The organism is Acidovorax sp. GW458-11-26-14-TSB4 (assembly GCF_059423865.1).
In genome coordinates, this window is sequence record NZ_JBWKYR010000004.1 from 321412 (window position 1) to 336760 (window position 15349).

The following is a 15349-nucleotide window of genomic DNA, read 5'->3' on the forward strand; positions in this document are numbered from 1 at the left end:
TGGACGAAAAAAAGCCCGCACGCGGCGGGCTGGTGATGGGGCGTGGGGTGGTCAGGGCAACCGCTCGAACGCGATGGCCCAGACGTAGGGATCGGCTTCCAGGGAGGCCTCGCCATAGATGGCGGCCCAGAGCGCAAAAAAGGCGTCCCGGGCGGTGCTGTGTTCGGCCTTGCCAGTGATCGCATCGAGGTAGCGCACCCACCGCATGGGCCCGCTGTAGCGCTCGATGCCCTCTGCCATGGCGTCGGCCTCGCTGATGACCTGCAGGCGCTCCACGCGCACGCCCTGGATAGCCAGCGTGATCCGGCTGGCCGCCCGCGGCATGAAGATCGCCGGCCGCCGCCACCAGCGCACGGTGTCGGCCTCGCGCTTGATGGTGGTGATCTCCTCCTCGGCGGCGTAGCGGTACGTACGCTCGGTTTCCAGGGTCAGGTCCACGAATTCCCAGGAGCCGCTGTCCTTCCGCGCCCAGTAGCCCCAGGCGAAGAAGGTTTCGCGGATCCAGATGCGGTCGCCGGGCCCGCCGTAGGGGCAGTGGATCGTGATGTCTTGCAGCTCGGGCAGCGCAAGGCCGCCCAGGGGGCGCGACAGCCACTCGCCGCCAAGGTGGCCATGCTTGTCGACCTCCGGCTGCGGCTTCACCACCCGGCGGGTGTTCGTCTTCAGGCCGGCCAGCGTGGCGCGCACCATGGGCGCGGTCATGAGCAGCGGCGTATCCCTCACGGCGCTTGCTCCCCACCCAGAGCCTCGATCAGGTCGGGGATCAGCTTGGCCAGCTCGCCCGTGGCGATGGCCACGTCGGTATCGAACCCGCCGTCATCGGCCTTGGCGCCCTCGAACACCACGTCCAGAAAGGACACCTTGCGCAACTGCAGCCCCTCGGTAAGCTGGAACGACACGCGGTCATCCCAGGTCATGGCCAGGCGTGTGGGCAGCTTGCCGGCGGCCACGTGGGCCTGCACCTCTTCGATGTCCAGCGGGTGGCGGCCGTAGCGCACCGTGGCCTTCGCCTCGTCGGTGCCCTTCAGCTCGCACTCTCGGTCCACCGTGAAGCCCACGGGCGGCTCCTGCGTGCTGAGCCAGTGCGCCATGGCCGCCTGCGGGCTGGTCTGGGGGTAGAGCAGCGACACCTGCAGGCCTGGCAGGGATTCCACCAGCAGGGACACCACCTCGTCGGCCCGGCCCTGGCTGCTCGTGTCCAGCAGGATGGTGCGCGCCTCGCGGTCGATCCAGACCCACATGGCGCTCTGCTTGGTGAAGGCCATGGGCAGCAGGTCCAGCCGGGCCTCTTCCTTGAGGTCGCGGCTTTCCTTCTTCCCCGGCTTGCGGCCCGTTTCCTTTTCGATGCGCTCGGCCTTCTCCTGCACGCGGCGCGACAGAACCTGGGCGGGGATGGTCTTGGACTCGACCTTGAAGCGCAGGATCCACTGGCCGGCCACGGACTCGGCCAGGGCGCCGTGCTCCTCGCCGCGCGGCGGCACCCAGCCCAGGGATTTCTCCTGCGTGGCGCCGCACTCCATGAAAGGGGCCTTGGCGAGGGTGTCCTCGACCTGCTGCAGGTCGATCTGCCAGCCAGGGGCAATGCGATAGATGATCGCGTTTTTGAACATGGCGGCTCAACCTGCAGCGTTGGGGACGGGCGCGGGGAACTTCTTGAACGGCAGGTTCTTGACGTGCTGGCCGAAGAACTTCCCGATGGACTCGGCGGCCAGCAAGTCCTGGTGCAGCTGCGGGTCCACATTCGGGTAGTGGTAGACCGTGCCCGGGCCGCGCGTGAAGGTCAGGGCCAGCGTGCGCGTGCCCGCGTCGTAGCCCACGGTGGCCACCTGGTTGGAGGTGACAGGCGCCATGGGGATGGGGGTGTATTCCTCGGGTTTGTCGGTGGCGGGGGCGATGGCTTGAACGTTCATGGGTGGAAATTCCTTGTGGTGATGGAAAGGGCCTACTCGCTGCACCAGTGCGCTCCCCGGATCCCCGGTGGCTGGCATCCGCTTTCGGCGAACTGGGGTCAGGCCATGGCCTGAGCTTTGCTGTGCTCTTCAGCGGCTGCCACTGCGCGCTGCGCGATGGCGGCGCACATGGCTGGGAAGTCGTCGTCGTGGTACAGCGGCGCGGCGCGCTCGCGGCCGGCAGGCGCGAAGCCCAGGCCGCGCAGGCTTTCGGCCGTGACGCTGAAGTGCTGCAGCCGGTCGTTGATGACGCCGATGCGCAGCGTGGGCACGCCGGTGCGGGCGGGGGCGGGCGCTGGCGAGGGGGCGGCGCGCATGGTCACGACGTTGGAGGCGGCCGGCTCTTGGAACAGGTCTAGGCCCAGCATGTGGCGCGTCGATGCCAGGTGGCTGCCGTCTTGCGGCACCGGCGTGTCGGCGACAGGCTCGCCACCATTCCAGCACTCCGGATCCGCGCACTTCGGTCCACCGTGGTCGCCATCGCACTTCACGCGGGCTGCCGCAGGTACTGGCGTCTTGGCGGCTTCCTCTGCCTTGCGCTTCGCCTCGGCCGCTTCGTGCTCGGCGATGCGGAATTTCACCAGCACGCCCAGGTCCTCGGGGGGCTTTAGCACGATGGTGGCCTTATCGGCGAACAGGAAGTCCATGTCCGGCCGCGCACCCAGGATGCGCAGGTTGAACAGGATGCGCTGCGCCATTTCGTCGGCCGCGATCTTGGCGCGGGCCAACTCGGTGTTGACCGCGTTCTCCTTGGAGGCCACCGACCGCAGGTTCTTCATCGCGCCGGCGAAGTCGGTGGCAATCTTGGGCATGTACGGCTGGTCCATATTGGCGTTCAGGCCGTCGACGTGAGCCTTGAACTTCGCGATGGCCCCGGCCACTAGCTCGCCGTTGATGGCCTCGGTGCGCGCCTTCTCCAGCTTCTGCAGTTCCAGGCGCACATCGCGCGCACTAGTGCTGATCTCGTCCAGCGCCTTGAACAGGGCGTCAATGGTGGCCGTCTGGCCCAGGGCCTGCTGCTTCGCGGCGGCGGCGCGTTCCTCGATGTCCTCGCACCACTTCCGAGCCTTGGCCGAGTCGGCGAAGTCCTGATCGGTCTTGAGGTCGCGGTTCACGCTGCGGATGCGCTGCAGCACCAAGTCCTTCACCTCATCGAGGTTGGATGCGACCACCTCGCCGCGCACCTCCACGAACAGGGCGGGCACGGCCTCGGGCGCGCGGCCGACAGGGGCGGGCGCTGCGGGCGGCGTGTAGACGTAGTTGGCCAGGTCGATGGCGAACTGGGCCCAGCCGGCACGCAGGCGCTTGAACCACTCCGGATCTGGGAACACCCACAAGAAGTGCAGGTTCTCGCGCGTGCCGTCCGACACCACGAAGATCAGCTTCTCGGCCCCGGTGACCATCAGCACCTGCTGACACTGGGGCATGTGTTCCTCGGGCATCTCGCCGCGCTGCAGCAGCTCCACCAGGCGCTGGGACATCTGCTTGTGCTCGAAGGCGGTGGTGTCGTCGAAGGTGAGGCCGTCGCAGGAAGCGCTGAGCCGTCCATCGGAGCAGGTGACCGGATACAGATCGGAGCCGATGATCTCTTCGACCAGCGGCCGGGCCAGCGCCTCGACCTTGTGGCCGTGGTCCAGGACGTTGACCTGCACCCACTCGCTGAACTCCTTGGCCAGGCCGGTTGCCTTCATGCGCAGCAGCTCGTCGCGCTTCACCTTGGGGGACAGGCCCAGCATTGCAGCGGCTTCGCTGGCGCCGAAGTGGGCGAGGCGGAAGTCATCCCACTCGGGGGTGCCCTGGGTCAGGTTGTGAACTTGAGCGGACATGGTTTCTCCAGTGGCACGGGGATCAGCCGCGCAATGCGGCAACGCGGGTATCGAACAGGTCGTTCATGGCGGCCTGGTCGGAGGGCTCGGGGAGCTTGGTCACCTCCTCGCCTAGCGGATACAGCTCGTCGAGGGTCTGGGCTTCGTTCAGGCGCTTCTCCAGCAGATCGCGCGGAGACAGCTCCTCGGCGGCAGGCTGCTCGCCCTTGGGCTGCACGTCGGTGACGTCCTGGGCCTTCTGGGGGGTAGGGCGCTCGGCGTCGGTGATGGGCGCGCGGATTGCCGCTTCCTGTTTCTCGGTGAGCGCGCCGATGGTGCGGGCCTTGGCGATGACGGAATCGGGCGTTGCCTTGCCGCTGGCGATGGCCTTGCGCCACTCGGGCAGATTCTTGGCGAAGCGCTCGGCCGGGAAACCGGTGGGCTGGACCGGTGCCGGCGGCACCTCATCAGCGGCGCCCATGAACTTCTCGCCGGGCTGCTCCATCTCGTCTGGTGTGTAGACGCCCAGGATCACGTCCGGGGCATACAGGCGGGACCAGCGCTTCTGGGCGAGGTAGGCCAGTTGCTGCTTGGGATCGTCGGCCCAAAGCGTGGAGTTGCGCACGCGGGCCTGGGCCAGCAGCAGCTCCAGCGTCCTCGGCTGCGCCTCGCCCTTGAGGGTGGCCCAGACCTTGACGCCGCAGCCTTCCTCGTCGGCCAGGCTCCAGCCGGGCACGCGGTACTCGCCCTTGTCGCCGCGCTTGATGGTGAACTTGCCGATCACCTTCTCCCACGGGCCGTACCACTCGAAGTGGAAACGGTCCCGCACGGCGCCGCTGCTGTTGATGACGGCGGACACCAGTTGCGCCTCGTAGCCCAAGGTGCCGTTCACCAGGTGCGTCTTCTGCGCCACGGCAAAGGGATTCATGCCCCACTGCATGGACTGCAGCACGATGGCGAAGCAATCGCCCTTGCTGGCACGCAGGTGCGCGGGCACGGTGGTCTTTCCGCTAGCCATCAGGTCGGCGATCCGCTCCAGGCGGTCCATGCTGCTGGCGTCCATCAGAAGGGCCGCGCTGCTGGCGCTGGTGAGGGCGAGGGCGTTGGATTCGGGTGTAGTGGTGGCGTTCATGGCATTGGGGAATAGAGGAGGCCTGCAACCAGGCCAGTGGACAGGCAGATGAAGAGTCCCAGGCCGGCGATCAGCAGGATCTGCTGCAGCTCCTCCAGGGCGGTGGGTTCGGGTTCGTCGTGCTCGTTCATGGCCGGCCCGCTGCGGTGGTGATATCGCGCAGGCACGCGGCCACCTGGTCTTCGGCCCACACTGCTGTTTCGTGCTTTCCGCACACGTGCTTCTGGAACTGCTGCAGTGCCCAGTCGCGGGAGTGCTTGGCGTCGGCCAGTTCGCGCTTCTCGCGCTGGTACTGTTCCTGACGCGCCGCGGTGTCGTCGGCCTGGGCCCAGAAGAAGGCGCTGAGCAGCGCGATCACGGCAACGGCTGTGGTGAGGTTCGGGGTGGTGCTGCTGTTCATGGGGTCCTCGCGTTGATGGCGTTGATCGCGCGCTCGCACTCGGCGACGTCGAACCACCCGATGTGGCAGTGCTCGACGTTGGCGATGCCCATGGCCTGGGCCAGCCAGTCATAGGCCTCGGTGCGGGTCATGGCGCCCTCGCGCCACATGGGGTTGAAGAGGTCCTTTGCGCGGCGGCGCGCGTCTCGGATTTCGGCCGTGGCCAAGGTGCCCAAGGGAATGCCCGTGTAGGGATGCAGGCCCACGTACGCGCGGCAGCCGCTGCACAGCACGGCCCATGGCCATTCGCCGTAGGGGCGGCCGTAGATCTGGCTGTTGGGCACGATGCTGCAGGTGCCGCTGCAGTGCGGGCAGGCGGTGGGCACGGGCAGCGGGTTCTTGACCTTGGCGACCGCGCGCCGGGAGGGGTTCCAGGGCGTGACGGGGTTGCTGGGGTCGCGGGTCTTGCGTCGGGGGCGGGTCACCGGATCACCCCCAAGCTCGCCAGATGCTGCTGCTGGTCCCGCAGCGCGCGCCGGCAGTTGGAGTCGCTGGCCTCGGTCCGCTCCACCTCAGCCCAGGCCTTGGCGCGCATTTCCAGCAGCTCGGTGGGGGTGATCGGTGGCGGGGCGTGCGGCGCGATGGCGCTTTGCATGGTGGTGTGCACGTTGTGCATGCGTTCTCTCCGGGCGAAAAAAAGCCCGCGAGAAGCGGGCCGGTCAGGGGATGTGGTTCCAGGCCTGGTGGCTCAGAACCTTCTCGACGGTTCGTTCGTGCACCTGAAACCGTCTGGCCAGGGCAGCGTTGCTCAGGTTGTTCGCGATGTGTTTGCGCAACTGCTCACGCTGGTGCGCGGCGCTGCGGATCTCGGCCACGTCCAGCGGCATCAACTTGGACTGCGGCAGCTCCATGCCGCGCTTCACGAACTCGGTGCGGCGCTGCTCCCACTCGTCGCGGTGCAGGCTGTGTTTGGATCCGCGCCCCATGTCAGTCGGCGTATTCCTCTTCGGCCGCGCTCTCGACCTGGTATTCGGTCATGTCGATTTCCAGGCGCGAGCGGCCCACGTAGAACGCCATGAGCGTGGCATCGAAGGTGCCGACGATGTCCGGCAGCGAGCTGGGCTTGATCAGTTCGCCCTTGAGCCTGAGCGAATAGACCTCGCCATCCTTGTCGATTGCCAGTCGGTACTTGGCGCTGTGCTCCGGGTAGGATGTGTATTCCCCGCCCGGCTTTTCCTCGCTGTCCAGCGCGAGGTATCGCGTGCCGTAGTCCGAGGTTGTCAGCTTGGCGAAGAACGGCCTGCCGTCGTAGATGTGCAGGCCATCGCGTGCCCTTTTCATCAGGTCCGACAACTTCACGACCGCCGGCACCTCTGGCAGCACGTCCTCGCAGGCTTTGCGCATGGCCAGAGCCACCGTCTCATTGTTTTGCACGTTGAGCAACTGGGCCATGGCGGTGTTCAGGACGTGCTGGAACTTCACCACTTCGTCCAGGCCCAGGCCGTGGGGGAGGGCGGCCTTCATCTGCTCAATTAGCAGCTTCCGGAACTCACTGTTGTAGCCGGTGGCATCTTCGATTGCGGCTTTCACCGCCTTCGATATTGCATCGTTGAGCAGCGGCTGCAGGCGCTCGGCGCTGACCGCTTGGGAGACCATACCGTGCAGGTCCAGATCGAGTTTGATTTCCATGAAAGCTCCGGGTGTGTGCCCTGGCGGGCGAACAAAAAAACCGCTGGTGCGCCCCAAGGGGAGGAGGGGAGGAGAGGGAAGGGCGCGCGGTTGGAAAAGGGGTGGGGCGGCCGGCCGTGTGGGCGAGCCCTGGAAACGCCGCCGCTGGTGTGTGGCACTGCTCACGAGGCCGGAAGGGGCCCCGACCAGCGCATGGCGACCGCAGTCGCCGCCCCGAAAATGTTGCTGGGTGCCGCGGTTTCCGTCCCGCCCAGCGCGAAACCTCATGACCGATCAGCGGCTTTCGTGATGACAGCACTCTTGCACCAGAGTGCCCAGCGCCCGCCGTCGCGCACGGCGTCGGTATGGGTGCGTCGGGTGCTCATGCCATCACATCGCCCCGCTGCTGGATGTCCCACGCGGTGCGTGATCCTTGGCCCAGGCAGTAGGGCGATGTGATGGCCCTGTTACCAGGGCATCCGAAATGCATCCACCAGCACCCGCCGATGTGCATTCCTGCCGGTCTGGTCCTCGGGGGCTTCAAGCAGCCCTGTCATCGGTTCCCGGCGTTCCTTGTGACTTCGCGGCGCACTTGCCTCCACCCCTCGCGCTATCCAGGCTGCCGGGCCATGCCTGGGTCTCTGCGGTCATCGCGGCTGTGTGCTGCGATGAGTTGAATTATGCAGATGTGCATAGAAAAAGCAATGCAAAAGTGCATAAATTTTTTTCTCGATAGCGCGAGGTCGCGCAACCACGCGGTCTTGCGCCAGATGCAAAGCACGTTTGCGCAAACCACGTTTGCACTTGCGCAAAGGTCCTTGGCAACTGGCCAAGTTTAGGAAATACTGTACATAATCACAGTAGTTTAGGAGGTTCTAAAAATGTCCGATGAGAGGCGGAAGGTGCTGGGTCGCAGGCTGCGGGCGGCTCGCAAGCGCTCGAAGATGTCGCAGGACTCGGTGGCGGATTCTCTGGGTGTGACGCGCCAAGCGCTGTCTGCCTGGGAGACGGGCGGCAGCTGCCCGAGCGCGCTGCAGGTTGCTGACCTGGCGGCGGTCTACTGCGAGTGCGCGCATGCGCTGTTGTTCGGTGTGGTCTGGGAGCCGCTGGACCTGGCGGCGTTGATGCCTATGGAGACAAGAGCATGAATACCGCCAGCGAGCTCAAGGCGCGCATGGTGGAGGCGGCCCGGCCCATGCCAGTCCTGGGCGATGTGACGGGCGCCTACGCGCAGCAGGTGGCCAAGCTGGCCGTGAAGTTGACGCCCGATGAGGTGGAGATACTGGTGCTGCTGGGCGGACTGATCTATCGGCGAACCGCACCGCCCGCCCGGATCAACTGACCTTCTGCGGGAACACCACTTCGGCCGGACCGATGCCGTTATAGACGATCTCGCCCGATGCCTTCTTGCTGACGATGGTGCGATGGTTGGCCGGGTTGGTGTTGTCGGGCAATTGCTGCACGGCGTAGTGCCCGGGCTCCAGGGGAAGGGCGGTCTCGTCGTCGGGCCCGCCGTACCATGTTGGTGTCTTGAGGATGGCGGGCGGTGGGAGCAGGTCAGTCATCTGGGCATTCTAGAAGGGGGCGCGCGACCTCACGATCACCACCGGCGCCGGGCCCTGGTAGATCACCTCGTTGGTGGCCAGCAGGTAGACCGTGGCCAGCGTACCGTGCTCCTGCACCTCGTAGTGGTCGGGCGGCAGCGGCAGCACGCGCTCGCCCCGGTGCTTGGTGCGCAGCAAGGTCGGGTTGCGCGCCAGCGGCGGGCCGGGGTCGAACGGCACGCGCGCCACAATCTCCACCGGGCCGGGGCCGTCGTACATCAGCGTGCCCGTGCGCGCCAGCGTGACGATCCAGCGGGCGCCCTCCTGGCGGATCACGTGCTCGCACACCTTCCGCCGGAGCATCGTTTCCTGCCGCGCTCCATACCCTGGCAGCGGCGGCGCCAGCAGCACGGCCGGGCATGGCCCAATGGCCCCAGCCATGTGGCCATGCAAGTCGCGCTCGCAGGGCTGGTCCAGCACCTTGCATTCCTCCCGCGAGCCGTCGATGCGCACAGCCTTCGGAAATCTGGCGGCGGCCTCTTCCTCCGTGAGCGGCACGGCGTGCGTGACCCAGCCATCGCGCCCCGTGCGCGTTTTTTTCGACATGCGCCACCGATACCTGATTTCCAACCTCACGATGACCCCATGTCAATGTCAAACACTGGATGAATTTACAGTTTTTTGAGCGGTCTGCAATACCATTCGAGGCTTGGGTGGAGTCCTACTGGCGCCCGCTGAGCCGGGGCCTACGATGGCTGCTCACCAATAAGGAGCGCGGGAAATCCCGCAGAATTGGTCAACTTCTGGAGTCTAGCCATGTGCAACAGGTACGTGTCAGCCGAAGAGCGCGACATCGAGCGCGAATGGCACATCGGCGCCCGCAACCAGCCGGCGCTGTTCGACAAGGTGCTGTTCCCGCGCGGCAAGGGCGCGTTCATCCGCCGCGCGCGCGATGACGCCGGCTACAGCCGCGAGCTGGTGGTGGGCCAGTGGGGGCTGATCCCGTGGTTTGCGAAAGAGCCCAAGCTGAAGTACCCCACGAACAACGCCCGCAGCGAGGAACTGGCGGACAAGGCCAGCTACAAGCTGCCGTGGGCGCGCGGGCAGCGCTGCATCATCCCGACCGCGAACTTTGACGAGCCCAACTGGGAGAGCGGCAAGAACGTGTGGTGGCGCTTCGCCCGGGCCGATGGCCGGCCCTGGGGCCTGGCCGGCCTGTGGAACACCTGGACCGACAAGGCCACCGGAGAGGTGCACGAGAGCTACACCATGCTGACCCTCAACGCGGATGCCCACCCGCTCATGAACCGCATGCACAAGCCCGACCCGAAGCTGGGCCCGGCCGAGCAGGACAAGCGCAGCGTGATCCCCATCGAGGCGGGCGACGTGGATACCTGGCTGGCGGGCACTATGGAGCAGGCGCAGGCCCTGCTGCGACTGGCGCCCGTGGACGTGTTCGCGGCCGGGCCCGTAGCTGCGTGAAGGAGACCGTATGGCTGAGCAGAAAGAATTGGTCCTTGAATTCCAGGACCCCGAGAACACCATCCCTGCGGAGGCGCGCTGGGCCGCGGTGCTGGCCGCGGAGAAGGTCCTGCAAGAACATAGCGTGACTCTGGAGGAATGCGCCTTGGTCGGGGCCAATGCGTACCCCGAGTATCCCGTAGGTGAGGTGCCTAGCTTCGTGGATCCGCAGAACCGCATCGCCGAGGCGTGGCTTGCTGCACACGACGCCGCCTGGCACGCTACGGGGACGGCCGAGGATGCCAACCCGAGCTGGCGGTTGCGTATTGTCGAGATGCCGGTCAAGCCAACACACTGAGCCGGCGCAAAAAGAGGCCCGCTCGGGGCGGGCACAAAAGGGAGGGTGCCAGTTGGAGTGCCTGGCGATGCAATGATAGCTGCGGCATGGGCCAAAGAAAAAGCCCGCACGTGGCGGGCCGAAGAAAGAGAGGTGCTGGTAGGGCGCGAGCAACTGTATTGTCTTTTTGCATCAAGGGGCGGTGTCTGGTGCACTCGGGTCTAACGGTTCGTTGGGATGAGTGGGCTGTTCAGTGCTGGGCGGTAGATCGCCTGGCGGCCTGGGCAGGTGCTCGGGCACCTGGTGCAGGGGGTGGTCTCTGGGGTCGGTGGCCATGGTTTGTTCCTTTGGTAAAGGACCATTGGGCGACGCGCGCCGCGCGCGCGAGGTAGGACATCAGGCCCAAAGAAAAAGCCCGCCGAAGCGGGCCTGGTTGGGCAGGTGGTTCGCGCGGGTTCAGGCAGCTTGAAGACCTTCCTCTGGCCCATTCTTGCGCCATTCAACGTCCAAGGTGAAGTCCATGGGGATGTCGATTGCCTGTTGCTCGGGGTTCACGCTGTTCCAGTGATCCGCGTCGAGGGAGAGTTGGACACCATCCCCGACCATCTGCTCGCGTCGATGAATGAGAGACTTCAGCATCTTGTGGCGAGGAGCCTCGTCAATGTCGATCCACAGGGACATTTGCGCGCCGTCCTTCACATACAGCAGTGCGTGGTTGGCACGGTAGGGGCGCCCCGTTTTCTCGTCTTTGCGCACCTCAGTCCGCGCAGCTTGGGCGAATTCCTTCGCCAGCATTTCCAGTTGCGATTTAGGTTTCGGCAGTTTCCACCCACGCCCTGCTGCGAATTTGGCGACCTCATACATATCGACTTCCGTAGCCCCCGTTACTTCTTTGTAGAGGCGAATCAGACGCTGCTTGTGCTGTGCTTGAGTAGTCATAAATACCCTTTACTCACCAACCGGGGCAATATCACCCCACCCGTCCACAATTGCGCTTGGTGCAACGAAATTGCGCACTTTCACAAGGTGGGCCCTAAAAAGTTCGTAGCGTTTTGTGTGGTGCTGAATTTTACCGGCAACAATTCCAGGATGAACACCTAACGTTTTTGCAAATCCGAGGACATCTCGCTCCGCAAAGAATGGAGCCTTTCTTGCAATAAAGGCTTCCATCAATTTTTCGGGGACTCCGAATTCTGCAGCGGCCTGGTTCGCCAGCCTTTCCGCCTCGGGCAGGTCCTCGCTACTACCGGCTTTGTCGCCCTCCAGTTCCGCGTCCAACAGAGGGGCCTCGAAGCCATCACGATTTTTCACATGTTCCAGTTCGTGTCTCAGGACAAACCAGAAATTGTCAATACGATCAAATCGCATCGACATGCCAATGACTGGGCTGTTTTCATCCAACCAGAAGCAGACACCGTCAATCTTGGCACTGGGTAAAGATTCGACAACCACGAACCGGATACCTGCCTCCATTAACAGGCGGGGCACCCGACGAGTTTCCTCTGCGGCCGACATCAAAGGCTTGAGCTTTTCAAGAAGTCCTTTGAAAGAAAATGGCGTGTATTTCGGGGCAAGGGTGTCTTCTGCGATTAACCGCACCCGATGAATCCAAGCCAGCTGAGCAAGCGAGGGGGCGAAAGTCGCATTCGTCTTTTTGGCTGCGTGCGGTAGTGCTTGAATATCACTGGCTGAAGCAACGCCAAAAAAACCTGCCAAAGCAGTTTCCACTTGGGACACATCCTTCGGATCCTCGATGTGTTTCAACCATCCTCGGCGAATGAGTTCGGCAACAGGTAGGCCGCCAAACACATTTGCCCTCGCTGCGCGGCGCGGATCGGGGCGCGCGGCAATCCGCGCCTGCGCCAGTTCATAGGATTTTTGCAATGCCAAGAAGTGCTCTGCAGGAACACCAAAGACTTCCTCCAAGGCGACAGCTCTGTCCGCAGACATGCCAAGCTTCGAGGAGATCAAGCGGGTGACGGTTGCCTCGTCGATTTCGAGCGCGATGGCCAGGACCTTGTTGGTCCATGCGCGCTCTTTCAGCAGGGCTTCAACAAGTTGCCCGGGGGTTTTGAATTGTGTGAGATCGAGGTCCACGGCAGAGTTTTATCAGAAATTGACGAATTGATCAATCCGTCAATTTTGAGGCACGGCGTGGCCTGGCGAGCGACTTTGGCCCTATTTTTTTAGTTCGTTGGCCTTTCGCCACTCCCAAGGCTCCACCGCCCCAGGCACTGACCACAGCCCTCGCCCGGCTGCCCGTGCCTCGACCTGCAGCCCCTGCAGGTTCCCATACCCCCGCGCGTACGTTTCGTACACCCAGGCCATCCCGGCGCGCACCTGCCCCTGGTGGTACGCCCCGGGCTCGCCGCAGCGTCCCTTCAGCGTGTCGCCGTCAGTGATGGCGATGACCGGGCAGCGGAGTGCCAGGGTCACTTTTTAACTAAGCGCTCTCGCAGGGCGTCCGTTCTTGCAACGATGCCCTCCGCGCACGAGGCGACTTTGTTTCCTCCACAAATGCCTACGGTGCTGTCATAGAACCACATCTCCGACCCCATCGTCCAAGTGACAGAGTACGCTGTCGAAAGCCCATCGTCATTGCGAAGAGTGACCACATGCAGCACGATGACAGCGTTTGTCGAAGACTCCTGGTAGCGCATGGAGCTGCTCTTGCGGATGCCCTCTTTGATCTGGTAGACGAACCGCTGCCCAACAGGGTCCTCTGATGCAGCAGAGACCGCGACACTACGTACCTGGGGCTGCGATTGCGCGCCAGTCATCACGAGCAGAAACAATGTAGCGGCTGCGAATTTCTTCATCTTTCTCTCCTGTGGTCTAGCCGCTATGGTGGTGCTCAGCCGCTCAGAATGCCTTAGGCAGCGTCTGGACCGGAGTCGATCTCAATGCTGCGCAGTTGATCCCGCTTTGCTGACCCACGATGGACTGCACAGAGCCCGCGATGCGGACGGTGGCAAAGCCCGGCCCGAAGTCAACGTCATACGTGACGTCGCACGCGCCGAAGAGATTGGTGCCCAGCAAGATGGCGTTGGACCCGGAGACATTGCCCGTGGCCACCTCCCAGGTGGCAATCGAGTTCGCCCGGACCACGCCCAAGGCAGTGGTGAACTGAATGTTGTTGGCCGGCACCGCGGACAGGCCCAGGGCGATCATCACATTGCCATTGGTGTGGACCGAAAAGTAGCCACTGGTGGCAGGGTTGAAGTAGATGCCATCGTAGGGCCCTGCAGCTTGGGCAGCGCCAGCAACGAGTAAGGCCGTCAGGGCCGCGATTTTCTTGAACATAGTTTCTCCTCCTACGCAGTCAGGGCGCTGCGCGTCGCCGTTTTTTCTTGATTCAGTGGCAGTGCCGCGTGCCAGTCTTGCGGTCTACGTGGCAACCCTGCTTGTCGGTACCTCCCGAGTGCGCCTGTGCCAGCCCGGCACAGAGCAGAGCGGCGATAAGGATTGCTGTTTTCATGAGTGTCCTTTTAAATCGAACTTTACGTTACATCTTCTTTGGCAGCGTGTCTCGTATTAATTGACAAGTGCTTATTTTTGGCGCCACTCCCAAGGCTCCATCGCCCCAGGCAGTGACCAAAGCCCTCGCCCGGCAGCCCGGGCCTCGATCTGCAATCCCTGCAGGTGCCCATGCCCCCGCGCGTACCGCTCGTACACCCAGGCCATCCCGGCGCGCACCTGCCCCTGGCCGACGTCCTGACCACGGCATTCCACATCCGCCACTGTTCGGCCGTAGCGGTCGGTGTCGCGGGGTTGGACGCGGGCCCAGGTCTTGAAGCACAAGCCGGCCAGATGCTGGCGTGAGACCTCGCCGAAGGGCTGGCGCTTCTCGGGTGCGTCGATGGCCGCGATGCGGATGGTGATCTGCTGGTAGGAGCCGGGCTCGCCACAGCGGGCTTTCAGGGTGTCGCCATCTGTGATGGCGATGACCAGGCAGAGGAGGGCGGCGCTCAAGGCGGGGAGTTGAATGCGGCGGTCAGGATCTCGGCCACCTCTTCAAATGCCTGCAGCTTGCGCTCGGCGGCCGGTGACGCCAGCAGGCCAGCGCGAGCCATCTCCATTCCCTGCTCGAGCGCCTGACCCACTGCGGGGTTGCCACGATGCAGCGCAAGGAGCGCCCCCATGGCGACGGTGAGCGCGATCTGCGCGCCGGCAGCGTCCTGCAAGTCGTCGGCGTTCATCTCCCCCTCCTTGTTCAAACCACTCTCTGGTGGCGATCAGACCTTCTCAGTTTTCTTTCGACTGCTCGCCGGTTTCGGTGCGGTCGGCACCGCCGAAGGTGTGTCGGCCCTTGGCGCCGGCACCGCCCGGTAAGGGTTCGCGGCTGTGGCCAGGCCGAACAAATCGCGCACAGCATCCAGGGCCTTGCGGCTGTCTGGAGCCTTCGCCAGGATTTGCAACCTTTCAGCCGCAGTGTCACGGCTCGCATCGGGAAGGTTGTTCAACGCCTTGGCGAGGTGCTCCAGCGCCTCGGCCAGTGTCATTGCCGCGACCTTCGCGCCAGGCGCTGTAGCGGGAGCGTCTGCCGAGATTCCAAGCCTGCGCAGTTCGGCAACCGCCTTGCTGGAGTCGTAAAACCCCCCAATGTCGACCCCGAAGAAGTCGGCTATCGGCTGCATCGTTGATGGGCGTGAGTGTGCACCCGCCAGCCAGCGAGCGACTGTCGACTGCAGCGAGTGGTTGCCCGCCTTCTCGGCCATCGAGTTGGGCTTGAGCTTCCGAGCGTCCAGCAACGCCTGCAAAAACTGGATTCCGTTCATCGCGCGACTATGCAATAGTGAGTAATGCAAAAGTGCTTGAGTTATCTATGCAGATGTGCATAGAATGTGGCATGGAAAAGATTCAAGCCGCCATCAAGGTGCTTCGGCAAAAGCTCTCGCAGTCAGAGATCTCTCGGCGTACTGGCATTGCCCAATCGAAGATCTCGCGGTGGGAGGCTGGTGAAGTGCCTGCGGGTGTTTCCGATGCCCTGAAGCTGCTCGACCTTGCCGAGGCGTGTGCTGCAGAACCTCCTGTAGCTGAGGTGGCCCATGGCTGAGCCTGCGCGCCCGAAAAG

At 64.1% G+C, this 15349-nt stretch carries 27 protein-coding genes; 5 read left to right on the top strand and 22 right to left on the bottom strand.

The genetic code is table 11. The annotated features are described in order from the left end of the window. Positions 1 to 51: 51 nt before the first annotated feature. The 11 genes from AC07X5_RS12045 to AC07X5_RS12095 all read right to left on the bottom strand — a co-directional run bounded on the left by AC07X5_RS12045 (position 52) and on the right by AC07X5_RS12095 (position 6954). The gene (locus AC07X5_RS12045; RefSeq protein ID WP_494770336.1) at positions 52 to 723 is read right to left on the bottom strand and encodes a hypothetical protein; all 672 of its coding nucleotides are present in this window, start codon (positions 721 to 723) and stop codon (positions 52 to 54) included. Further along, on the bottom strand, positions 720 to 1610 hold the full coding sequence (locus tag AC07X5_RS12050; protein ID WP_494770337.1) for a recombination-associated protein RdgC: 891 nt from the start codon (positions 1608 to 1610) through the stop codon (positions 720 to 722). Before AC07X5_RS12050 ends, AC07X5_RS12045 begins: the two co-directional genes overlap by 4 nt. 6 nt (positions 1611 to 1616) lie before the next feature. Further along, positions 1617 to 1910, bottom strand: a complete 294-nt coding sequence (locus AC07X5_RS12055) for a KTSC domain-containing protein (RefSeq protein WP_494770338.1) — start codon at positions 1908 to 1910, stop codon at positions 1617 to 1619. A 98-nt stretch (positions 1911 to 2008) separates the two neighbouring features. Beyond that, positions 2009 to 3775, bottom strand: coding sequence for a YqaJ viral recombinase family protein (locus AC07X5_RS12060; protein WP_494770339.1), 1767 nt, complete (start codon positions 3773 to 3775; stop codon positions 2009 to 2011). Positions 3776 to 3797: 22 nt separating this feature from the next. Continuing rightward, a complete protein-coding gene (locus AC07X5_RS12065; RefSeq protein ID WP_494770340.1) occupies positions 3798 to 4886 on the bottom strand; it encodes a RecT family recombinase in 1089 nt (362 codons plus the stop codon). After that, complete coding sequence (locus tag AC07X5_RS12070; RefSeq protein WP_494770341.1) at positions 4883 to 5017, bottom strand: hypothetical protein; 135 nt, start codon at positions 5015 to 5017, stop codon at positions 4883 to 4885. Before AC07X5_RS12070 ends, AC07X5_RS12065 begins: the two co-directional genes overlap by 4 nt. Continuing rightward, positions 5014 to 5286 (bottom strand): hypothetical protein, encoded by a 273-nt coding sequence (locus tag AC07X5_RS12075; protein ID WP_494770342.1) that lies wholly within the window; start codon positions 5284 to 5286, stop codon positions 5014 to 5016. Before AC07X5_RS12075 ends, AC07X5_RS12070 begins: the two co-directional genes overlap by 4 nt. Further along, a complete protein-coding gene (locus AC07X5_RS12080; protein ID WP_494770343.1) occupies positions 5283 to 5750 on the bottom strand; it encodes a zinc-finger-containing protein in 468 nt (155 codons plus the stop codon). The genes AC07X5_RS12075 and AC07X5_RS12080 overlap by 4 nt, the downstream gene beginning before the upstream one ends. After that, a complete protein-coding gene (locus AC07X5_RS12085) occupies positions 5747 to 5941 on the bottom strand; it encodes a hypothetical protein (protein ID WP_494770344.1) in 195 nt (64 codons plus the stop codon). The genes AC07X5_RS12080 and AC07X5_RS12085 overlap by 4 nt, the downstream gene beginning before the upstream one ends. Before the next feature lie 43 nt (positions 5942 to 5984). Continuing rightward, positions 5985 to 6251, bottom strand: coding sequence for a hypothetical protein (locus AC07X5_RS12090; protein ID WP_494770345.1), 267 nt, complete (start codon positions 6249 to 6251; stop codon positions 5985 to 5987). A 1-nt stretch (position 6252) separates the two neighbouring features. Further along, positions 6253 to 6954: a hypothetical protein gene (locus tag AC07X5_RS12095; protein ID WP_494770346.1), complete on the bottom strand. Its 702-nt coding sequence runs from the start codon at positions 6952 to 6954 to the stop codon at positions 6253 to 6255. Between the two features lie 860 nt (positions 6955 to 7814). On the opposite strand from AC07X5_RS12095, the gene AC07X5_RS12100 reads away from it, so the two are divergent. Further along, on the top strand, positions 7815 to 8081 hold the full coding sequence (locus tag AC07X5_RS12100; protein WP_494770347.1) for a helix-turn-helix transcriptional regulator: 267 nt from the start codon (positions 7815 to 7817) through the stop codon (positions 8079 to 8081). After that, complete coding sequence (locus AC07X5_RS12105) at positions 8078 to 8275, top strand: hypothetical protein (protein ID WP_494770348.1); 198 nt, start codon at positions 8078 to 8080, stop codon at positions 8273 to 8275. The genes AC07X5_RS12100 and AC07X5_RS12105 overlap by 4 nt, the downstream gene beginning before the upstream one ends. On the opposite strand, the gene AC07X5_RS12110 is transcribed toward AC07X5_RS12105, so the two are convergent. Both AC07X5_RS12110 and AC07X5_RS12115 read right to left on the bottom strand, forming a co-directional pair. Further along, positions 8268 to 8498: a hypothetical protein gene (locus AC07X5_RS12110; protein ID WP_494770349.1), complete on the bottom strand. Its 231-nt coding sequence runs from the start codon at positions 8496 to 8498 to the stop codon at positions 8268 to 8270. The genes AC07X5_RS12105 and AC07X5_RS12110 overlap by 8 nt on opposite strands. Before the next feature lie 9 nt (positions 8499 to 8507). Further along, entirely contained in the window at positions 8508 to 9083 is a 576-nt protein-coding gene (locus AC07X5_RS12115; RefSeq protein ID WP_494770350.1) for a hypothetical protein, read from the bottom strand. Positions 9084 to 9293: 210 nt separating this feature from the next. Between AC07X5_RS12115 and AC07X5_RS12120 the strand changes: the two genes are divergently transcribed. Both AC07X5_RS12120 and AC07X5_RS12125 read left to right on the top strand, forming a co-directional pair. Then, positions 9294 to 9959 (top strand): SOS response-associated peptidase, encoded by a 666-nt coding sequence (locus AC07X5_RS12120; RefSeq protein ID WP_494770351.1) that lies wholly within the window; start codon positions 9294 to 9296, stop codon positions 9957 to 9959. 10 nt (positions 9960 to 9969) lie between these two features. Continuing rightward, positions 9970 to 10296 carry a hypothetical protein gene (locus AC07X5_RS12125; protein WP_494770352.1) on the top strand — a complete coding sequence of 109 codons (327 nt, stop codon included), beginning with the start codon at positions 9970 to 9972 and terminating at the stop codon, positions 10294 to 10296. Between the two features lie 435 nt (positions 10297 to 10731). Here the strand turns inward: AC07X5_RS12125 and AC07X5_RS12130 are convergent, their stop codons facing one another. The 9 genes from AC07X5_RS12130 to AC07X5_RS12170 form a co-directional block, all read right to left on the bottom strand. Beyond that, positions 10732 to 11214 carry a hypothetical protein gene (locus tag AC07X5_RS12130; RefSeq protein ID WP_494770353.1) on the bottom strand — a complete coding sequence of 161 codons (483 nt, stop codon included), beginning with the start codon at positions 11212 to 11214 and terminating at the stop codon, positions 10732 to 10734. 9 nt (positions 11215 to 11223) lie between these two features. Further along, positions 11224 to 12372: an XRE family transcriptional regulator gene (locus AC07X5_RS12135; protein ID WP_494770354.1), complete on the bottom strand. Its 1149-nt coding sequence runs from the start codon at positions 12370 to 12372 to the stop codon at positions 11224 to 11226. An 81-nt stretch (positions 12373 to 12453) separates the two neighbouring features. Continuing rightward, positions 12454 to 12603, bottom strand: coding sequence for a hypothetical protein (locus AC07X5_RS12140; RefSeq protein WP_494770432.1), 150 nt, complete (start codon positions 12601 to 12603; stop codon positions 12454 to 12456). 104 nt (positions 12604 to 12707) lie between these two features. After that, complete coding sequence (locus tag AC07X5_RS12145; protein ID WP_494770355.1) at positions 12708 to 13094, bottom strand: hypothetical protein; 387 nt, start codon at positions 13092 to 13094, stop codon at positions 12708 to 12710. Positions 13095 to 13137: 43 nt separating this feature from the next. Then, on the bottom strand, positions 13138 to 13578 hold the full coding sequence (locus AC07X5_RS12150; protein ID WP_494770356.1) for a hypothetical protein: 441 nt from the start codon (positions 13576 to 13578) through the stop codon (positions 13138 to 13140). Positions 13579 to 13630: 52 nt separating this feature from the next. Further along, positions 13631 to 13753, bottom strand: coding sequence for a YHYH domain-containing protein (locus AC07X5_RS12155; protein WP_494770357.1), 123 nt, complete (start codon positions 13751 to 13753; stop codon positions 13631 to 13633). Positions 13754 to 13824: 71 nt separating this feature from the next. Further along, positions 13825 to 14247 (bottom strand): thermonuclease family protein, encoded by a 423-nt coding sequence (locus AC07X5_RS12160; protein ID WP_494770358.1) that lies wholly within the window; start codon positions 14245 to 14247, stop codon positions 13825 to 13827. Next, positions 14244 to 14474, bottom strand: coding sequence for a hypothetical protein (locus tag AC07X5_RS12165; RefSeq protein ID WP_494770359.1), 231 nt, complete (start codon positions 14472 to 14474; stop codon positions 14244 to 14246). The genes AC07X5_RS12160 and AC07X5_RS12165 overlap by 4 nt, the downstream gene beginning before the upstream one ends. A 36-nt stretch (positions 14475 to 14510) precedes the next feature. Further along, positions 14511 to 15053 (bottom strand): helix-turn-helix domain-containing protein, encoded by a 543-nt coding sequence (locus AC07X5_RS12170; protein ID WP_494770360.1) that lies wholly within the window; start codon positions 15051 to 15053, stop codon positions 14511 to 14513. 71 nt (positions 15054 to 15124) lie between these two features. On the opposite strand from AC07X5_RS12170, the gene AC07X5_RS12175 reads away from it, so the two are divergent. Continuing rightward, positions 15125 to 15331, top strand: a complete 207-nt coding sequence (locus AC07X5_RS12175; protein ID WP_494770361.1) for a helix-turn-helix domain-containing protein — start codon at positions 15125 to 15127, stop codon at positions 15329 to 15331. Positions 15332 to 15349 lie beyond the last annotated feature (18 nt).

What these genes read in the sequence shown, in the direction of transcription:
- AC07X5_RS12050 (WP_494770337.1), bottom strand. Translation starts at nt 1,610, where the DNA reads ATGTTCAAAAACGCGATCATCTATCGCATTGCCCCTGGCTGGCAGATC.
- AC07X5_RS12055 (WP_494770338.1), bottom strand. Translation starts at nt 1,910, where the DNA reads ATGAACGTTCAAGCCATCGCCCCCGCCACCGACAAACCCGAGGAATAC.
- AC07X5_RS12060 (WP_494770339.1), bottom strand. Translation starts at nt 3,775, where the DNA reads ATGTCCGCTCAAGTTCACAACCTGACCCAGGGCACCCCCGAGTGGGAT.
- AC07X5_RS12065 (WP_494770340.1), bottom strand. Translation starts at nt 4,886, where the DNA reads ATGAACGCCACCACTACACCCGAATCCAACGCCCTCGCCCTCACCAGC.
- AC07X5_RS12070 (WP_494770341.1), bottom strand. Translation starts at nt 5,017, where the DNA reads ATGAACGAGCACGACGAACCCGAACCCACCGCCCTGGAGGAGCTGCAG.
- AC07X5_RS12075 (WP_494770342.1), bottom strand. Translation starts at nt 5,286, where the DNA reads ATGAACAGCAGCACCACCCCGAACCTCACCACAGCCGTTGCCGTGATC.
- AC07X5_RS12085 (WP_494770344.1), bottom strand. Translation starts at nt 5,941, where the DNA reads ATGCACAACGTGCACACCACCATGCAAAGCGCCATCGCGCCGCACGCC.
- AC07X5_RS12090 (WP_494770345.1), bottom strand. Translation starts at nt 6,251, where the DNA reads ATGGGGCGCGGATCCAAACACAGCCTGCACCGCGACGAGTGGGAGCAG.
- AC07X5_RS12095 (WP_494770346.1), bottom strand. Translation starts at nt 6,954, where the DNA reads ATGGAAATCAAACTCGATCTGGACCTGCACGGTATGGTCTCCCAAGCG.
- AC07X5_RS12100 (WP_494770347.1), top strand. Translation starts at nt 7,815, where the DNA reads ATGTCCGATGAGAGGCGGAAGGTGCTGGGTCGCAGGCTGCGGGCGGCT.
- AC07X5_RS12105 (WP_494770348.1), top strand. Translation starts at nt 8,078, where the DNA reads ATGAATACCGCCAGCGAGCTCAAGGCGCGCATGGTGGAGGCGGCCCGG.
- AC07X5_RS12110 (WP_494770349.1), bottom strand. Translation starts at nt 8,498, where the DNA reads ATGACTGACCTGCTCCCACCGCCCGCCATCCTCAAGACACCAACATGG.
- AC07X5_RS12115 (WP_494770350.1), bottom strand. Translation starts at nt 9,083, where the DNA reads ATGTCGAAAAAAACGCGCACGGGGCGCGATGGCTGGGTCACGCACGCC.
- AC07X5_RS12120 (WP_494770351.1), top strand. Translation starts at nt 9,294, where the DNA reads ATGTGCAACAGGTACGTGTCAGCCGAAGAGCGCGACATCGAGCGCGAA.
- AC07X5_RS12125 (WP_494770352.1), top strand. Translation starts at nt 9,970, where the DNA reads ATGGCTGAGCAGAAAGAATTGGTCCTTGAATTCCAGGACCCCGAGAAC.
- AC07X5_RS12130 (WP_494770353.1), bottom strand. Translation starts at nt 11,214, where the DNA reads ATGACTACTCAAGCACAGCACAAGCAGCGTCTGATTCGCCTCTACAAA.
- AC07X5_RS12140 (WP_494770432.1), bottom strand. Translation starts at nt 12,603, where the DNA reads ATGGCCTGGGTGTACGAAACGTACGCGCGGGGGTATGGGAACCTGCAG.
- AC07X5_RS12145 (WP_494770355.1), bottom strand. Translation starts at nt 13,094, where the DNA reads ATGAAGAAATTCGCAGCCGCTACATTGTTTCTGCTCGTGATGACTGGC.
- AC07X5_RS12150 (WP_494770356.1), bottom strand. Translation starts at nt 13,578, where the DNA reads ATGTTCAAGAAAATCGCGGCCCTGACGGCCTTACTCGTTGCTGGCGCT.
- AC07X5_RS12155 (WP_494770357.1), bottom strand. Translation starts at nt 13,753, where the DNA reads ATGAAAACAGCAATCCTTATCGCCGCTCTGCTCTGTGCCGGGCTGGCA.
- AC07X5_RS12165 (WP_494770359.1), bottom strand. Translation starts at nt 14,474, where the DNA reads ATGAACGCCGACGACTTGCAGGACGCTGCCGGCGCGCAGATCGCGCTC.
- AC07X5_RS12170 (WP_494770360.1), bottom strand. Translation starts at nt 15,053, where the DNA reads ATGAACGGAATCCAGTTTTTGCAGGCGTTGCTGGACGCTCGGAAGCTC.
- AC07X5_RS12175 (WP_494770361.1), top strand. Translation starts at nt 15,125, where the DNA reads ATGGAAAAGATTCAAGCCGCCATCAAGGTGCTTCGGCAAAAGCTCTCG.